At 72.5% G+C, this 17,755-nt stretch carries 11 protein-coding genes; 7 read left to right on the plus strand and 4 right to left on the minus strand.

Translation table 11 applies throughout. From position 1 onward, the window contains the following. Nucleotides 1-12 precede the first annotated feature (12 nt). The 5 genes from OG559_RS08080 (at nucleotide 13) to OG559_RS08100 (ending at nucleotide 6,328) form a co-directional block, all read left to right on the plus strand. Complete coding sequence (locus OG559_RS08080) at nucleotides 13-1,626, plus strand: dolichyl-phosphate-mannose--protein mannosyltransferase (RefSeq protein WP_405116485.1); 1,614 nt, start codon at nucleotides 13-15, stop codon at nucleotides 1,624-1,626. Between the two features lie 506 nt (nucleotides 1,627-2,132). Beyond that, complete coding sequence (locus OG559_RS08085) at nucleotides 2,133-3,449, plus strand: VWA domain-containing protein (protein ID WP_405113920.1); 1,317 nt, start codon at nucleotides 2,133-2,135, stop codon at nucleotides 3,447-3,449. A gap of 2 nt (nucleotides 3,450-3,451) precedes the next feature. Continuing rightward, on the plus strand, nucleotides 3,452-4,297 hold the full coding sequence (locus OG559_RS08090; protein WP_405113922.1) for a peptidase: 846 nt from the start codon (nucleotides 3,452-3,454) through the stop codon (nucleotides 4,295-4,297). 248 nt (nucleotides 4,298-4,545) lie between these two features. Continuing rightward, the gene (locus tag OG559_RS08095; RefSeq protein WP_405113924.1) at nucleotides 4,546-5,202 is read left to right on the plus strand and encodes a 4'-phosphopantetheinyl transferase; all 657 of its coding nucleotides are present in this window, start codon (nucleotides 4,546-4,548) and stop codon (nucleotides 5,200-5,202) included. Between the two features lie 199 nt (nucleotides 5,203-5,401). Then, nucleotides 5,402-6,328 (plus strand): hypothetical protein, encoded by a 927-nt coding sequence (locus OG559_RS08100; protein ID WP_405113926.1) that lies wholly within the window; start codon nucleotides 5,402-5,404, stop codon nucleotides 6,326-6,328. A 79-nt stretch (nucleotides 6,329-6,407) separates the two neighbouring features. On the opposite strand, the gene OG559_RS08105 is transcribed toward OG559_RS08100, so the two are convergent. Further along, nucleotides 6,408-9,368: a BTAD domain-containing putative transcriptional regulator gene (locus tag OG559_RS08105; protein ID WP_405113928.1), complete on the minus strand. Its 2,961-nt coding sequence runs from the start codon at nucleotides 9,366-9,368 to the stop codon at nucleotides 6,408-6,410. A gap of 192 nt (nucleotides 9,369-9,560) precedes the next feature. Between OG559_RS08105 and OG559_RS08110 the strand changes: the two genes are divergently transcribed. Next, nucleotides 9,561-10,415 (plus strand): hypothetical protein, encoded by an 855-nt coding sequence (locus tag OG559_RS08110; protein ID WP_405113930.1) that lies wholly within the window; start codon nucleotides 9,561-9,563, stop codon nucleotides 10,413-10,415. Nucleotides 10,416-10,532: 117 nt separating this feature from the next. Here OG559_RS08110 and OG559_RS08115 read toward each other — a convergent pair whose 3' ends face one another. Together OG559_RS08115 and OG559_RS08120 are read right to left on the minus strand one after the other, a co-directional pair. After that, nucleotides 10,533-11,909, minus strand: coding sequence for a M23 family metallopeptidase (locus OG559_RS08115; protein WP_405113932.1), 1,377 nt, complete (start codon nucleotides 11,907-11,909; stop codon nucleotides 10,533-10,535). 214 nt (nucleotides 11,910-12,123) lie between these two features. Beyond that, the gene (locus OG559_RS08120) at nucleotides 12,124-15,771 is read right to left on the minus strand and encodes a S8 family serine peptidase (RefSeq protein ID WP_405113934.1); all 3,648 of its coding nucleotides are present in this window, start codon (nucleotides 15,769-15,771) and stop codon (nucleotides 12,124-12,126) included. 189 nt (nucleotides 15,772-15,960) lie between these two features. On the opposite strand from OG559_RS08120, the gene OG559_RS08125 reads away from it, so the two are divergent. After that, on the plus strand, nucleotides 15,961-17,073 hold the full coding sequence (locus tag OG559_RS08125; protein ID WP_405113936.1) for a helix-turn-helix domain-containing protein: 1,113 nt from the start codon (nucleotides 15,961-15,963) through the stop codon (nucleotides 17,071-17,073). Between the two features lie 122 nt (nucleotides 17,074-17,195). Here OG559_RS08125 and OG559_RS08130 read toward each other — a convergent pair whose 3' ends face one another. Next, nucleotides 17,196-17,669: a hypothetical protein gene (locus tag OG559_RS08130; RefSeq protein WP_405113938.1), complete on the minus strand. Its 474-nt coding sequence runs from the start codon at nucleotides 17,667-17,669 to the stop codon at nucleotides 17,196-17,198. Between the last annotated feature and the right edge of the window lie 86 nt (nucleotides 17,670-17,755).

The raw sequence follows: 17,755 nt of genomic DNA on the forward strand, positions 1-17,755 counted from the left end.
ACGCCTCCCCCCATCAGCGGCGGTGGGGGCGTCCCCGCCATCGTGCGGCGGCGGCTGGCGACCGTCGATGCCCGGCTGGACGTCAACTCGTGGCTGGCCACCGCCGTCGTGGTGGCGATCGCGGCGATCCTGCGCCTGGTCGGCCTCAGCAGCCCGAAGGGCAAGATCTTCGACGAGATCTACTACGCCCGCGACGGCTGGGGGCTGGTCGACAAGGGCGTCGAGTGGAACTACAAGGACAACGGCCCGTCCTACGTGGTGCACCCGCCGCTGGGCAAGTGGCTGATCGGGCTCGGCGAGTGGGCCTTCGGCTACTCCGACGCCGAGCACAACATCTCCGTGCCGGGGCACCTGACGACCACCGCCCCGGAGTTCGGCTGGCGCATCGGCGCCGCGATCGCCGGCATCGTGTCGGTGCTGCTGCTGGTCCGCATCGGCCGCCGGCTGTTCCGCTCCACCGCGCTCGGCTGCGCCGCCGGCCTGCTGCTCGCCCTGGACGGCTTCCACCTGGTGCTCTCCCGCACCGCCCTGCTCGACATCTTCCTGCTGCTGTTCGTGCTGGCCGCGTTCGGCGCCCTGGTCCTCGACCGGGACGCCCGCCGGCGACGGTGGAGCCGGGCGCTGGAGGCCGGGCTGGACCCCGCCGCCGCGGGGCGGGCCGGCCGGCCGGCCGGCGGCTGGCGGAACTGGCCCTGGTGGCGGCTGGCGGCCGGGGTGCTGCTCGGCTGCGCCTGCGCGGTGAAGTGGAGCGCCGTGTACTTCCTGCCGGCCTTCGCGCTGCTCGCCCTGTTCTGGGAGGTCGGCGTCCGCCGGTCCGCCGGGGTGCGCCGGCCCTGGCGCGACGCCCTGCTCGACGAGGTGCCCTGGCTTGCCCTGGCCGGGGTGCTGATGGTCGTCACCTACGTGGCCACCTGGTCGGGCTGGCTGCTGACCGACGACGGCTACTACCGGCTCGCTGCCCGGTACCCGAACGTACCCGGGCTGAGCGACACCCCGTACCTCGGGGCGCTGAACAACCTGTGGGAGTACCACAAGGCCGCGTACGGCTTCCACACAACTTTGGAAAAATCACACCCGTATCAGTCCTGGCCGTGGCAGTGGCTGCTGCTCGGCCGGCCGGTGGCGTTCCACTGGTCCGGTGACGGCGCCTGCGGAGCGCCGACCTGCGCCTCCGAGGTCCTGCTGCTCGGCACGCCGCTGCTGTGGTGGTCGTTCCTGCCCGCCCTGTTCGGGGCGGCCTGGATCGGCGTGGCCCGACGGGACTGGCGGGCCGGGGCGATCCTGCTCTGCGCGGCGGCCGGCCTGCTGCCCTGGTTCTGGTTCGCCCTGGACGGGCGGACGATGTTCTCCTTCTACGCCGCGCCGGCCCTGCCGTTCCTGGTGCTGGCGGTGGTCTACGTGCTGGGCGCCATCGTCTCCCCCGCCCCCTCCCGGGTGCCCCCCGGGGACCCACCCCCCGGGCCGGACGACGCGGCCGACCGCCGGCTCATCGGCGGGATCGCGGTCGGCGCGTACGTGCTGCTGGTCGCGCTCTGCTTCGCGTACTTCTATCCGATCTTCGTGGGAAGGCTGCTGCCGTACGCGGAGTGGTCGGCCCGGATTTGGCTGGACGGCCGCTGGACCTGACGACGGCCCAGCGGCGGCGCCCCCGCGACCGGTGGTCGACCGCCGACGTGGGGGCGTTCCGGCTGTCGCGGACGGTGATGACGGGGCGAGCTCGGTAGCCGGTAAGCGGAAACCGGAGGCTGCGTCGGATATCGGATAGCCAGCGGCTCCGGCGCGAGGACGCCAAGGGCCCGGGCACGAAGAAATGGCCCCGGCACGAAGACGCGCGCCCCGATCGCCTGCCACGGGGGAAGCGGGCGATTGGGGCGCGCACGTGAAGCTTAGCCACCGGGAACCACCGGCACAACGGGTGGACTCGGGTCAGATTTCTGACGAGACTCACCCCAGCCTGGTGGTTTACCCCTGGCAGTTAACCGTCAGTCATCCGGGGAAGACCTGGCAAGACCCCGGCGGCCGGCCCCGCCGGAGTGCTGGTCATGCGGGCCGTTCGGGGCCGTCGGCCGGGTGCGGGGCAGCCGCCGGGGGGCGACCGACCGTCCGGAGTGGATCTCACTACACTCGCCCCGGTGATCAACAGAAGACGATCGACATCCGTCCTCAGTGGACTGCTGGCGGCGACCGTCCTGATCGGTCCCGGGATCGTGCTGAGCGGGCCCGCGCCCGCGTGGGCCGACGAGGAGACCCCCGCCGAGCCGCCCCGGGTCGAGCTGGTGCTCGACGTCAGCGGCTCGATGCGGGCCCGGGACATCGACGGGCGGAGCCGGATCTCCGTGGCGCAGCAGGCGTTCAACGAGGTCGTGGACGCGCTGCCGGAGGAGACCCAGCTCGGCATCCGGGTCCTCGGCGCCACCTACAAGGGCAAGGACAAGAAGGTCGGCTGCCAGGACACCCAGCAGATCGTGCCGGTCGGCCGGGTGGACCGGACCCAGGCCAAGGCGGCGGTGGCGACCCTCCGGCCCACCGGCTTCACCCCGGTCGGGCTGGCGCTCCGCTCGGCCGCCCAGGACCTGGGCACCGGCGCCACCGCCCGCCGGATCGTGCTGATCACCGACGGCGAGGACACCTGCGCCCCGCCGGATCCTTGCGAGGTGGCCCGGGACCTGGCCGCGCAGGGCACCAAGCTGGTGGTGGACACCCTCGGCCTGGCCCCCGACGAGAAGGTGCGCCGGCAACTGCTCTGCATCGCCAACGCGACCGGCGGAACGTACACGGCCGCGCAGAGCGCGGACGAGCTGACCGGACGGATCAAGCAGCTGGTCGACCGGGCCCGCGACACGTACACCGTGGCCCCGGCCGTGGTGGGCGGCTCCGCCCGTTGCCCGGACGCGCCGCTGCTCGCCCCCGGCGTCTACACCGACCGGGAGCAGTTCTCCGAGCACCGCTGGTACCGGGTCCCGGTGCGCCCCGGGCAGGAGCTGCGTGCCTCGGTGAGCATCGCGCTGGACCGCCCGGTCAACCCGGACTACGGGGTGCTGCTGCGGGCCACCGCGCCGGACGGCCGCGAGCTGGTCCGCGGCGTGGACGCCGGCAGCGGCCGTACCGACGTGGTCTCCGCAGGCCTGCGCTGGTCGGCCGCCGCCGATTCGGACGACGCCGACGAAGGGGAGACGTCGACCCCGGCGCCGGGCGAGGCCGACGCCGCCCCGACCACCGTCTGCCTGGTGGTCAGCAACGCCTTCGCGCCCCGTCCCGGCACCCGGGCCACCCCCGGCATGCCGATCGAGCTGACCGTGGACGTGGTTGCCTCGTCGCCCGCCCCGGGCGGGCCGGACCTGGGCCGGGGCTGGGTGCTGCTGATGCTGCTGACCCTGGCCGGCCTGCTCACCGGCCTCGTCGCCGGCCTGCTCACCCGCTGGTGGGTCGCGACCTGGAGGGAGAACTGACGATGCGTACCCCGCTGATCCGGTCCGGGGCGGCGCTGGCCGCCGCCGCCGTCCTGACGCTGCCGACCGCCGCCGCGCTGGCCCTGCCGACCGCGCCCGCGCTGGCCGGGCCGCCGCCCCCCGCGACCCGGGACGAGCTCGCCGCGCCCACCCCCTCCCCCGGGGCCACCACGGTCACCAAGGCCGGCACCTCGTTCCTGACCGCCACCGGCATCACCGCCGGGCAGCCGGTCCGGGTCGGTGCGTCGACCGGCGACCACCTCTACTGGTCCTTCCCGGCCCGCGCCGGGCAGATCCACGAGATCACCGCGACGGCCAGCTTCCCCAAGGGCCGCACCGGCGCGTCCACCTGGACCGTCGAGGTCTTCGACGGCCTGCGCCGCCGGCAGGCATGCACTGCGGGGGCGCAGACCCCGACCGCTGCGGCGTCGGTCACCAGCGTCGCGCTCGGCTGCACGCTGCGGCAGGTCCGGTCCTGGGCGGAGCCGTGGTCAGCCGACCCGCTGCCCGGCACGTACTACGTACGGCTCTCGGTGGTGGACCTGCCGGAGCCGGACCTCGGCCTGCCGATCGACGTGGACCTGCTGGTCTCAGACGTGGGCGACGGCGACGCCCCGGCCGACGACGGGGAGCTGAAGGCACCGCTGGTGCCGAACACGAAGGCCGGCACGGTGCTGACCGGTGAGCCGGCGGCGGCACCGGCCGAGGAGGAGGACGACGAGTCCCTCCTCACCGGCTGGCTGCCCGAGGGGTCCTCGCGCTGGATCTGGACCACGGTCGGCGGCGTACTGGCCGCCGTGGCCGGCGTGGTCGGCTTCGCCCTGACCCGCCGCCCGCGCCGCCCCTGACCGCCGCCCCTCCCGGCCCACCGCCCTCGACCGACGCCCCTCCCGGCCGTGCCGCGCGCCGACGTGCCGGTGGCCGCTCCCTCCCGCGAGGGGGCGGCCATCGGCGGGGGTCGGTCGGGCCGCGTCCGGGGCCATCCGGTGCCGCCCCCTTGCGGTACGTTCGGCACCGATGAGCATCCGGGAGTTGACCACCGAGCAGGTGCTGGCCTGGCGGGCCGAGGCGGCCGGGGCCGGGGCCGGGGCCGAAAATGCGTGACCTGCTGCCGCCCGAGGTGGCCGTGGCCGTCGCCGGGTCCGACGACTGGACCGGGGAGTTGCTGCCCGCCGAGCGGGCCTGCCTCGGCGAACGGGCGGTGGAGAGCCGGCAGCGGGACTTCACCGCCGGGCGGGTCTGCGCCAGGCGGGCGCTCACCCGGCTCGGGGTGCCTGCGGTCGCCCTGCCGTCGGCACCGGACCGGTCCCCGGTCTGGCCGGCCGGGGTGGTCGGCACCATCACCCACACCCACGGCTACTGCGCCGCGGCGGCGGCCCGCGCCGACCAGGTCCGCTCCGTCGGCATGGACGCCGAGCAGCACAGGGAGCTCAACGCCGGGGTACGCCGGCTGATCGGCCTGCCCGAGGAGTGGGACGAGTGCGCTCGGCTGCCGGCCGGCGTCTCCTGGCCGGCGGTGCTGTTCAGCGCCAAGGAGACCGTCTACAAGGTCTGGCACCCGATCGTCGGCACCTGGCTCGACTTCCACGACGCCCTGGTCGAGCTGGACCCGGACTCCGGCCTGTTCACGGCCCGGATCTCCGCCGCCCGGCTGGACGCGGCCCCGGTGCCCGACCCGCCCGCGACGATCACCGGGCGGTTCGCCGTCGACGCCGGTCTGGTCCGCACCGCCGCTATCCTGTTACCCCGCTGAGACGGTACGTGTACCCGGGGCCTTGCCAGGGGCGATACCGTCAGGTCGTCGCGAACGTAGTCAGGTGCCGAGGAGTACGGTGAGCCACCCCCAGCCCCCTTACGGGCCGCAGGATCCATACCAGCCAAACCAGGAACCGCCGACGGCACCCGTGCCGCAGTGGCCGGCCGATCCAACCGCACCGCTGCCCCCGCCGCCCGTGTCCGGTGCGCCGTACGCGCCGCCGCCGGTCTCCGGCGCCCCGTACCCGCCGGCCTCCGGGTCCCCGTACCAGCCGCCGCAGGGCGGGTTCACTCCCGCCGATCCGGCGTACCAGCCGGGTGGGTACCCGCCGCCGGCCCACCCGGATCCGGCGTACCAGCCGGGTGGGTATCCGCCGCCGCCCGCCCCGGACGCGGCGTATCCGCCGGTGTCCGGCACGCCGTACCCGCCCACCTCGGGATCGCCGTACCAGCCGTACCAGCCTGGTGCCGCGCCGGGCGGCCCGGGCTACCCGCTCGGCCCGGTCCAGCCGAAGAAGAGCAGCAAGAAGCCGATCATCATCATCGCGGTCGTCGCGGCGGTGCTCGCCCTGCTCTGCTGCATCGGTGGCGTGGTGGCGCTCGTGAAGGGCGTCGACGAGGCGGCGAAGGAGGCGGAGCGGCAGCTTCCCGGGCCGGTGGGGACCACCGCTCCGGGCGGCCGGCCGACCACCCGCCCGTCCTCGTCCTCGACCCCGGCGGACGGTGAGACGTTCAACCTGAAGGCCGGCGAGAGCCTGGTCATCACCGACGACGAGGGCACCATGGAGATCACGGTGCTGCGGTTCCGCACCTCGACCAAGGGCTGCAAGGCGTACTCGTCCGCGCCCGACAAGGGGCTCTACCTGATCGCGGACGTCACCGCGACGGTGAAGAAGGGCAAGATGTCGATCAACCCGTTCTACTTCCAGTGGGTCGCCGACGACGGCACCACCGAGAACGGGATCGCCGGGGCGTTCGCCGGCTGCGGCGACCTGCTCGACTCCGGCGTCAACCTGCGGGAGGGCAGCAAGCGCACCGGCAGCGTCACCTTCGACGTGGCCAACCAGAACGGCGCGATGGAGTACCGGCACAAGTTTGAGACCGCCGGCTCCTGGAAGCCGTAGGTCCGAACCGCGTACCCGGCTGTCCGGGTGCGCGGATCGGCCATCGCCTATGACGCTGAGGGGCTGAGCGGCACCCACCTCACGGGTGCCGCTCGGTAGGCGCCGCGTGGCCGGGGGCGGTCTGCCCGACCACGAGTGGGGCGGGCCGGTACGACTGTGGTCGGGGCGGCCCGGCGGTGGCGGCCAGCTTGGCCCGGGGCCGGTCGGCGTCGGGGTGGCGCAGCTCGTCGAAGATGGCCGACGCCGCCCGCCAGGCCCGCCGGGCGGCGGCGAGGTCGCCGGCCGCGCGCTCGGCGTCGCCGAGGTTGTCCAGCACCTCCGCCTCGTCGTACCGGTCGCCCAGCTCGCGGTGCAGCGCGAGCGCCCGCCGGTAGCAGTCCGCGGCCTGCCCGTGGTCACCGCGCCCGTGGTGGACGTAGCCGAGGCTGTCCCAGGTCAGGGCGGCGCCGTGCCGGTCGCCGTTCTCCTCGTGCAGCCGCAGGGCCGCTTGGCAACAGCGCAGCGCCGGCCCGGGTTCGCCGAGGCGGGCGTGCAGCCAACCCAGGTTGTTGAGCGCCTTGGCCTGCCCGACCCGGTAGCCGGCGGCCCGGTAGAGGTCGAGCGCCCGCTGCGTCTCGTCGAGCGCCGCCCGGTGCCGGCCCTGCCGGGCCAGCACCCAGCTCACCCCGAGGTGCGTGTGCGCCCGACCCGTGTCGTCGCCCAGCTCCCGGTAGAGCTCCAGGTCACGGCCGTAGTGCAGGTGTGCGCCCCGGTGGTCGCCCAGCCAGGTGCAGGCGATGGCCAGGCCCCGGTGTGCCAGGGCCTGCCCGGCCAGGTCGCCCCGACGCCGGGCCGCCGCGAGGGCGGTGCGGTGCGCGGCGGCCAGTTCGGGCCAGTGCCCGCGCCGGTCGAGGTACGTGGTGAGGGCGGCGGCCAGCATCCACGCGTGCCGGTCCAGGCCGGTGCCCGCCGCCTGTTCCACGGCGGCCAGCAGGACGTGGTGTTCGGCGGTGAACCAGCCGGTCGCCCAGGCGTGGTCCGGCCGGTCGCCCACCGTCACTCCCGGCTCCGGTGCCGGCAGCGTCGCCGGCCGGGCCAGCCGGTACGGGTCGAGCAGGTGGTCCGCCGCGTGCGTGGCGTGCAGGTAGTGGTCGAGAAGGCGGCTCCGGGCGGCTGTCCGCTCGGCCTCCGGGTCGGCCTCGTGGCACAGCTCGGAGGCGTAGGCGCGGAGCAGGTCGTGCATGGCGTACCGGCCGGGGACGCGCTCGGTGAGCAGGTTCGCCCGGGCCAGCCCGACCAGCAACGGGCCGACCCGGGACGGGGGCAGGCCGGCCAGGCTGGCCACCGCCGGCCGCGCGACGTCGGGGCCGGGGTGCAGACCGAGCAACCGGAACAGCCGGGCGGACGCGGCGTCCAGCGCCCGGTACGACCAGGAGAAGACCGCCCGGGCGTCGGTCGCGGGGTCACCGGTCTCCAGCGCGGCGAGCCGGTCCGCGTTGGTGGCGCGCAGTTCCGCGGCGAGGGCGGCCAGCGGCACGTCAGGCTGTCCGACGGCCCGGGCTGCCACGATGGCCAGCGCCAGCGGCAGGCCGGCGCAGCGCCGCACGATTTCGTTGAGCGCCATCGGCTCGGTGCCGGCGCGACCTCGGCCGAGCCTGCGGCCCAACAGTTCCCGCGACTCTGCGGGCGCGAGCAGGTCCAGGGTCACCGGACGGGCCCCGTCGCTGACGACCAGCCCGGTGAGCCGGTTGCGGCTGGTCACCACGACCAGGCTGTCCGGTGAGCCCGGCAGGAGGGGCCGCACCTGCTCGTCGTCGCGGGCGTTGTCGAGCAGCACCAGCACCCGCCGGCCGGCGAGCAGGCTCCGGAACAGCGCGGACTGCCCGGGCAGGTCGGTGGGCACCCGCTGGGGCGGCACGTGCAGCGCCGCCAGGAAGCCGCGCAGCGCCTCGGCCGGCGGGACGGCCCGGCCGTCGAGGTCGAACCCGCGCAGGTTGACGTAGAGCTGGCCGTCCGGATAGCGATGCGCGATCCGGTGCGCCCAGTGCACCGCGAGGGTGGTCTTGCCCACCCCGGCGGTGCCGGCGATCGCGGAGATCACGACCGCCCGTCCGGCACCGTCCCCGCCGCCGGCGTCGCCGCTGCAGGTGGTGTCGTCCTCGCCGGCGGGATCGCCGGGCAGCAGGTTGTTCAGCTCGCGCAGCGCCGCCGTCCGCCCGGTGAACCAGGCCGGCTCGCCGGGGAGCTGCGCCGGGGGCGGCCCAGCGGGCTGGGACGCGACTGTCTCGGCGGGAACGGGCGGGGCGGGCCCGGTGGCGGTTGGCACCTGGCCCCGCAGCACCCGCAGGTGCGCCTCGACCAGTTCGGCACCCGGCTCCACACCCAGCTCGTCGACGAGTTGGCGCCGGGTCTCGGCGTACAGCCGCAGCGCGGCGGCCTGCTGGCCGCAGCCGGCCAGGGCGAGCAGGTACCGGGCCACCAGCGGCTCGCGCAGCGGGTGGGCGGTGACCAGGGGGCGCAGGGCGTGCGCGACCCCGGCGCACCGGCCGAGGCCGAGTTCCACGGCGGCGAGCCGCTCGTGGGCGGCCAGCCGCTGCTCGTCCAGGCCGGCGGCGGCGGTGGCGACGAAGGCACCCGCCGCGCCGGCGAGCGCCGGCCCGCGCCACAGCGCCAGGCCGGCGCGCAGCAGCCGCGCCGCCTCCGCAGGCCGGTCGGCCGCCTCCTCGGCGCGGGCCTGTTCGACCGCCGCGGTGAACTCGGCCAGGTCCAGCTCCGTCCCGCGTACGGTGAGCCGGTAGCCGCCGCCCTGGGTGACCAGCAGGTGGGCCGCACCCTCGGCGCGCAGGGCCGCCCGGATCCGGGAGACGCAGACCTGCACCTGGGTCCGGGCGGTGGCCGGTGGGTCGTCCGCCCAGAGCGCCGCCACGAGTTGCCCGGCGGGGACCAGCCGGTCGGCGTCGAGCAGCAACAGCGCGAGCACCGCGCGTTGCTGGGGACGGTCGATGGCGAGGACCCGGTCCCCGGCGGTCACCTGGACAGGACCGAGGACGGACCACCGCATGACGTTCCCCACCAGTCGTGATCGGACGAGCCAAGTCTATGGATGGGATGCGCGGGGGTGGCCGGCGGCAAGCCGTCGGATAGTGGACGCCAAGCGTGGCCGCCCAGGCTATCCCCAGCCGCCGGCGACGGACCGGCGGCGACGGACCGGTGCCAGCGCACCGGCCGTCCGGGGTGGACAGGGAGATCGACAATGCGAGCAATCAGAGGACGTGGCGTGCTGACGGCGGTCGTCGGGGCGGCGGCGGTGCTGGGGGCGATCGGCGGGGCGGTGCCGGCGTCGGCGGACCCCGCCGGGCTGGAGACGGTCACCCAGTTGGCGGCCGAGAGCAGCCTGGACAAGTCGGCGCTCGCGTCGTGCCCGGCCGGCAAGGTGGTCACCGGGGGCGGCGGCTTCCTCACGGCCGGGTCGACGGCCGACGGCCGGGTCGGGCTGGACCGGCTGGAGCCGCTGGCGAACGGCACCGGCTTCTTCGTGACGATGCGGGAGGTGGGCCCGACGAACTTCACCGGCGACTGGGGGCTCCAGGCCCTCGCCCAGTGCGCCACCACGCCGGCCGGCTACCAGGTCGTGGCGACGACCGGGGCGGTCGGGACGGAGTTCGTCACGGCCAGTTGCGGGACGAAGAAGGTCATCGGGATGGGCGGGCGGATCAACAGCGGCCTGGGTGACGTCGTGCTCGACCAGGTGGTGCCGTCGTCCGACCTGTCGTCGGTGACCGTCCGGGCGGTCGCGGTGCAGGGCACCTCGCCGACGGGCTGGAGCGCCACGTCGTTCGCGGTCTGCGCCACCGCGCCGGCCGGGCTGGAGCGGATCGTGGTGACGGGGGCGAGTTCGAGCGACCCCCAGCACACCCACTTCAGGACCTGCCCGGCCGGCAAGGCGCTCTACAGCGCGGGGGCCGACATCAACGCCGGCAACGGGCAGGTGCTGCTCAACGCGATCAACATCACCTCGGGCACCACCGTGCGGGTGCGGGCGACCGAGGACGCCGACGGCTTCGCCGGCACGTGGAGCCTCAACGGGTACGGCATCTGCGGTAGCTGACCCGTGGGTCCGGGTGCCGCCGGCGGTGGCGGAACCCGGACCGGCCCGGGGGATCCCGGGTCTGGTCGCCAGGCAGGCGGAGTCGGACCGTGCGGTCCGGGCGTGCCGGAGTGACCGTCAGACGGTGTAGAGGATCTTCACCCCGCTGTTGCTCGTCGCCGAGACGGCCGTGCCACGGACGCCGGAGCTGAGGTTCCGCCAACCACTGTTGCTGGCCGCCTCGTGCACCGAGCCCCCGGCCACGGTGTAGACGATCTTCACACCGTTGAGGTTGATCGCCGCCAGGGCGTCGGCGCTGACCCCGGAGATGCCGGAGTTGAGGTTCCGCCAACCGTTGGCGCTGGACGCCTCGTGCACCATCCCGCCGGCAACGGTGTAGACGTACTTCACGCCGTCGACGCTGATCACGGCCAGGGCGTTGGCACTGACCCCGGAGACGCCCGTGTTCAGGTTCCGCCAACCGCTGTTGCTAGCCGCCTCGTGCACCGAGCCCCCGGCCACGGTGTAGACGATCTTCACACCGTTGAGGTTGATCGCGGCCAGGGCGTTGGCGCTGACCCCGGAGATGCCGGTGTTCAGGTTCCGCCAACCGTTGGCGCTGGACGCCTCGTGCACCATCCCCCCGACCACGGTGTAGACGTACTTCACGCCGTCGACGCTGATCACGGCCAGGGCGTTGTTGCTGACGCCGGAGATGCCGGTCCAGAGGTTGCGCCACCCGGTGTCGCTGGACGCCTCGTACACCCGGCCGTCGTTGACGGTGTAGAGCAGCTTGTTCGTGCCCATGACCATCGACGCGGTGGCCGAGCCGGTGATGCTGTTGACCGGCAGCATCTGCCAACCGTTGTGGCTGCCGGACTCGTACACCTGGCGGTTGGTGTTGACCTGCCCGCAGTTCTGGCTGGTCATGTTCCGGGCCGGCGAGGTGGGGCCGGAGATGTACAGCGGACCGGTGTTCGGGCTGCCGTCGGAGGTGATGCCGGAGGCCACCCCGTTGAAGTACGACTCGGTCTTGACGCCGTCGCGCACCTGCTCGTAGTGCAGGTGCGGGCCGGTGGAGTTGCCGGTGCTGCCGACCCGGCCGATCTGCTGGCCGGTCGACACCCACTGCCCGGCGCGGACCATCGGCGTCTCGATCATGTGCAGGTAGAACGTCCGCCAACCGCCGCCGTGATCGATGATCACGTACCAGCCGCCGCTGTTGCCCCAGCCGGCGAACGTGACGGTGCCGCTGTAGGAGGCGAGGATCGGCCGGCCGTTGCTGGCCCCGCCGGTGAAGGTCAGGTCGATGTCGTAGTCGTCGTGGCCGTAGTAGGTGGCCATCCTCCATGTCTCGCCGCAGGGAACCGGCATCTGGAAGTTGGGCCGGGGGCCGGCGGCGTGGGCCGGCGTGGCCACGACAGCGGTGGCGCCCGCGACCGTGAGCACCGAGGCTCCGGCGGTCGCGAGTGCCAGGCAGGCCGACGTGAGGACGCGGGCGAACAGACCCGTCATTGAGGAGTTCCCTCCGATTGGGCTACGAGGTAGAAGGATGTCGATCCTACTGTCGAACGCCCGAGCCGGAAGATCGACCCGGCTACCAGGTCTGCCGCGCCGATGCGGGCCACGCTCTTCGGGGAGACGCCCCCGTCGAGGGCTCCTGTGGGCCAGTACGCCGGACGCTCCCACCCGACAATCCGGGTGGGAGCGTCCGGGTGAGCGCCGTCTGTTACCGGAGCTGGTAGGCGCGGGTCACGGTCTGCTCGACGGTGTTGCCGTCAGCGTCGGTGGCCTGCACCCGCAGCGACACGAACCCGTTGGTCGCGGCCAACTTCGGGTGCCAGATCGTGGACTCGAACTGTCCCGTCCGCTTCCGGTCGACGTCGGCGGCCTTCCAGGTCGCGCCGTCGTCGTAGGAGACCCACAGCTTCGTGTTCCGTACCGCCGGCCCGGACAGCCCGTTCGGGTGCCGGACGGTCAGGTCGATGTCGAACCGGGAGTCGGCCCTGGCCCGGTTGTTGAGGTCGACATCCACGTCGTAGTCGACCGACAGCATCGGCATGATCTGCCGGGCGTCCGCGCGCTGCGAGTGGAACGTCCAGGCAGTGTTGACCTTGGTGGAGGTCGTCCACCAGGAGTCCTCCCTCGCCACGTCGAGCGTCACCCGGTACGCGGCCCGCTCCAGCAGGGCCGGGAAGGCGAACCCGGCCCCGTTCGAGGTTCCGAGCAACTCGCCGTTGCGGTAGACCGTGGCGCGAACCTTGTCGGTCTGGATGAGGTGCGGCTGCTCCCTGTGGTCGGCTCCGGTGTCGAGCATCGCCGAAGACTGGACCACCACCAGGTCGTTGTCGCGGTAGGCCGCGTCCGCCAGATCCGCTGGCAGGGCCGTACGGACCACGGACTTGTTCCAGCTCGGGGACAGCCGCTGCCCCGGGCGCAGCACCTTGACCGTTTCGATCTGCTGAGATCCGCCCACCTGCCATGCCGGAGCAAGCGCCGTCATCTGCCCGGTCCGCAGACCGGCGCTGACGTACTCGGTCCGGGTCAACGGCGTGACCAGCCGGTCCCAGGCGTTGTACGCCAGGACCTGTCGCGGTGCCCAGATGAGCCGGAAGTAGGAGGCCTCGGTGCCGTTGGTGGAGGCATGGTAGGAGGTTCGCAGGGTAGCCAGGTCGCTGTCCCGAACCCGGTACCGCTGGTTCGCCGGCAGGCCACCCTTCTCCACCTGGAGCAGCTCATAGGCGTACGGGCTGACCGCCACCCCCTTGAACTCGACCGTGACCCGGTCACGACGCAGGAGGTCGAGCAGTTGCCCACCCTGCTTGCCGGAGAGGGTCATCGCCGGGATCGCGGTGGGTGTGCGGGTCCAGAAGTCGACGCCCCAACGCTCGGGGATGTTGTTGTAGACGATCACCGCTGACGCGCCTGCGGCGACCGCGTTGGCGAGTTGCTGGTCGGGGGAGATGGCGGCACTGCGCTTGACCAGTGCGGTCTTGCCCCGCACGGCGAGCCCGGCGTACTCCTGGGAGGTGCCGGTCCCGGCCGAGACCACCTGCAGTCGTTTGGTGCCGTCGAACCGCACCGAGCCGCCGTTACCGCCGAAGTAGGCAGCGTCGTCCAGCGACCTCGCACCCCGGCCGACGACCCGCGCCGTCAGGTCGAGCGCGGTCAGCGTCCACCCGGTGTACGCCTCCAGGTTGTTGTTGGTCTGCTCTGTGGGGATCGAGTAGAGGGCGGTCTCGCCACCCAACCAGTACTCAAAGCCGTACCCGTACTTCTGGTTGGTGCTGCTGCTGTTGGTGAAACCCAGCCGGGCCCGGTCGGTCTTCGTGGGCTTCGGCGTCCGCATGCTCACCGACGAGGCTTTACGCCCGTCGAAGGTGATCGTCCGGTCGCCCGTGATCGAGATGTTCGGCTGGACGCCGTGGGTGTACTCCCAGACCCGGTTGTATTCCGCGCTCGGGTCGGACATCGCCGCATGGAAGGTGTATTCACCGGCCGGCAGGGACAGCGTGATCGTCCCGTCCTGGTCCGGGTACAACACCTCGGGAGCGGCGGATCGCCCGAGATCGAAGAGTCGCACCTCCGCCATGCCGAGCGCGGGCGCCGCGCCGTCCCGGCCGATGACCTTGATCTTTGTCTCGAACCGCTCCACGTCCTTGACCAGACCGACAGCGGTGGAGACGACAGTCGTGCCGTCGGCGGAGACGCCGGTCAGGTTGACACTGTAGGCACCGGTCGGCACCCCCGTGAGGGTCATGGTCACCGACACGGTGGCGGTGCCCTTCGCCGGCACGGTCACCGTGTCGGCGCCGAGGCTCAGCAGCCCGGCGGGCAGTCCGGCGCCCCGCAGGGACAGGGCCAGGGTGACCGGCTGGTCGCCGTCGTTGGTGTACGTCACCTGCTTGACCACCGGTGCGGTGGTATCCCACTGCACGATGCCGTAGTTGACCACGCCGGTGCCGAACACGTTCTGCTGGACGGCCCGGGACACGTCCACCCGACCCGCGCCCTGGCTGAACGCCGGGGCACTGGCACCTGCCTTCGCGGTGCTGACCAGTTGGTTCTTGAGCCGCTCGGCGGTCCAGTCCGGATGCTGCTGGGCGAGGATCGCGGCAGCGCCGGCGACGTGCGGAGTGGCCATCGACGTACCACTGGCTGAGGTGTGGTGCGGGTCGACCGGCTTGCCCAGTGAGGTGCCTGCGGCCCGGGCGGCGACGATGGCCACCCCGGGTGCGGTGATCTCGGGCTTGATCGCACCGTCGCCGACCCGTGGGCCACGGCTGGAGAAGTAGGCGATGTCGTCCGCGTCGTCGACCGCGCCCACGGTCAGCGCAGCGTCGGCCGTGCCCGGGGAGCCGAGGGTGCTCGCTCCGCTCTCGCCCTCGTTGCCGGCGGCGATGGTGAACAGGGCGCCGGTCTCGGCGGTCAACTGGTTGACGGCCAGCGCCATCGGGTCGGTGCCGTCGGTTCCCGGGCCGCCGAGGCTCATCGAGATGACCTTGGCACCGGAGCGGGCCGCCCACTCCATCCCGGCGATGATCCCGGAGTCCAGGCCCGAGCCGCCGTCACCGAGGACCTTGCCGATCAGCAGTTGCGCGCCGGGCGCCACTCCCTTGTTCTTCCCACCCGACGCGGAGCCGGAGCCGGCGATCGTCGAGGCGACGTGGGTGCCGTGGCCGTGGCCGTCCTTGACCTCCTCGCCAGGGATGAAGCTCCGGCTGTCGGCGATCTTCCCGGCAAAGTCCGGGTGACTCGGGTCGATTCCGGTGTCCAGCACCGCGACCTTCACCCCGGTGCCGTCGTAGCCCGCCGCCCAGGCGTCAGGCACGCCGATCTGGGGCACGCTCACGTCGAGCAGCGCCTTGGCCTTGGCGTCCAACCAGACCCGGTCGATTCCACCGGCGAGCTGGGTCCGCGCCGTGCCCGCCTGCGGGCCATCGTCGTCGATGGCCTCCCAGAACGCCTCCACCTGCTTCTTGTCCGCCGCCATCGCCGCACCGTTGATGCTGGTCAGCGACCGGAGCACCTGACCGCCCGAGGGGGCCGCCGCACGGGCTGCGACGCCGTTGCCCCGGTAGCGCACGATCAGCGGGATCGACCCCGTACGGGCGTCGTCGTACCCCTGCTCGATCAGACCGGTCACGTTGAACAACCGCCGGTCCAACCGCCCGGCGGTGATTAGCGACTGAGCTTCCTTGGGCAGGACGTAGACGTCCTTGCCGACGGTGGTGACGGTGATTCTTCCGTTCGTGCCCTCGTGCCCGTTCACTGCCACCGCAGTCGGCTGGTTCGCGCCGCTCGTCACCGTGACGACATCACCGGTGAGCAGGGTGACCTGCTTGGTCGTCTGCGCCGACCCTGGGACCGTGGTCACCCCGCCTTGAGAGGCCTTCGGCTGCCCGTGGGCTGCTGCACCGCCGCCCGTCGCGACGAGCGCGGCAGCGACGGTGGCGCCGAGCAGCGTCCGTCTACGCCATACCCGCATCTCATGGACTCCTATCTATAGACGCGAGAGCGCCTAGTGATCAAACAGCCTGGTCAATGTCCGGTCGGCGGCGCTACGGTGCAGCCTGGCGAGCACCGGACATGTCGGGTCTTCGCCACGCACCGATCGGAGGGGGCCGTCCGGCTGCCCGATCCCACATGCCGAGTACCTGGTCAGCGGGCCGATGGCGGTAGCCGAGACTGGTACGGCGCAAAACAGCAGGTGGGGAGGGGCGAGATGCTAGGTGGGTTCGGCATTGACGAGCGCGAGGAGGCGGTCTACGCCGAGATCCTCCGCCGCCGTCAGACAACCGTCACCGAAGCGTCGGAGACTCTCAGCATCGCTCCCGCGACCGTCAGCGACTGCCTGGCCAAGCTCGTCTCACTCGGCCTGGTCACCGGCCATGACAACGGCCTGCACACGGCGGTGGCCCCGGACGTCGGACTCGGCACACTGATCGTGCAGCGTCAGGCCGAGCTGCAACGGGTCCACGGCCGGCTGGCGGAGCTGGTCGCGATGTACCGCACCGGATCGTCCTGGCCGGCCGGTCAGGTGGAGACGATCACCACGCCTGAGCAACTCGCCACGTGGGTCGACACCATGGAACGGGGCGCCCAGACGGAGATGCTGGTGTTCTTCCGACCGCCATACATCCTGAGCCCCGATCTCGACACCTTCAGCAGGTTCGCGCCGACGTACCGCTACGTCTACGAACGCAGCGCCTTTGACGACTCCCGAGTTCCCGAAGAGATCACCGGATACCTGAAGAACGGCTACGAGATCAGGGTCGCGGATGCCCTACCCAACAAGATGATAATCATCGACCGGCACGCCGTCCTCCTGCCGATGCGGCTCGACCAGACGAGCATGCACCCCGGCTTCCTCCTGATCCGTGGCGAGTCTCTGGTCCGGATGCTGGTTGACCTGTTCGAGCGGGTCTGGGCGGCGGCAACACCGCTCCGGGTCACCGCCGCCGGCCTCGCCGACGGCGCACAGGCCATGGACGAGGTCGATGTCCTCCTGCTCACGCTGCTGCTGTCCGGGCTGCCGGACAAGACCGTCGCCGGACGGCTCGGCACCAGCGAACGCACGGTGCAACGCCGGCTCCGTCGCCTGATGAAGCTGACCGGAGCCAACAGCCGGATGCAACTCGGCTGGTACGCCGCCCGATCCGGCCTCATTCCGCTCTGACGACCAACCGCCCGGCTTGCTTGTCGGGAAAAGGCCGGGACTACTCCCGGTCGGCTCCTGACCAGATGGCGCGCGATTTCGAGATCTTTACGGCGTGCCGGCACCGCTGGCTCAGGCGACAGTCAGTGGACCTGATGGACCTGATAACGGCGTTCCAGGTCGAAGGTGATGCCGGTGATCTCGTCGATGACGGCCCAGACGAAGTCCTCGTCCGGCCCCCATTCCGGGAAGGTCAGCCCCTGCTCGACCGGCAGTGGGGCGCCCTCGTCGACCACGGGTTCCCCGTCGGTGTAGACGAGACGCCGGGCCAGGGTGTGCCCGTCGTGATAGGTGAACCCGTAACTACTGCTGACGCTGGAGAAGACGACCGACAGCGCCCGGTGGCCGGTCAGGTCGATCTCTGTCGTCACGTACACAAGGGATGGGTCCCACAGCTCGTGCCACCGCCCGGTCCGGGCCGTGTAGACGACGTCGTGTCGCATGCCCGAGGTCGCCTCGTCGCCGTGGACCTCTTCTCCGGTGGCCGTCGCGGCGGTGGTCAGCATGGCGAGCGGATCGTGGTCGGCGACGAAGACCGCAGAGGTGTTCCAGCCCATGGCGCACAGGCTATCGCCGTGGCCGTGAACCGCTACAGCAAGGCCGCCTCGGAGGCCAGCCGGTCCGCAGCCAAGCGTCTCGGCGA

Source organism: Micromonospora sp. NBC_01405 (genome assembly GCF_045040155.1).
Taxonomy (GTDB): Bacteria; Actinomycetota; Actinomycetes; order Mycobacteriales; family Micromonosporaceae; genus Micromonospora.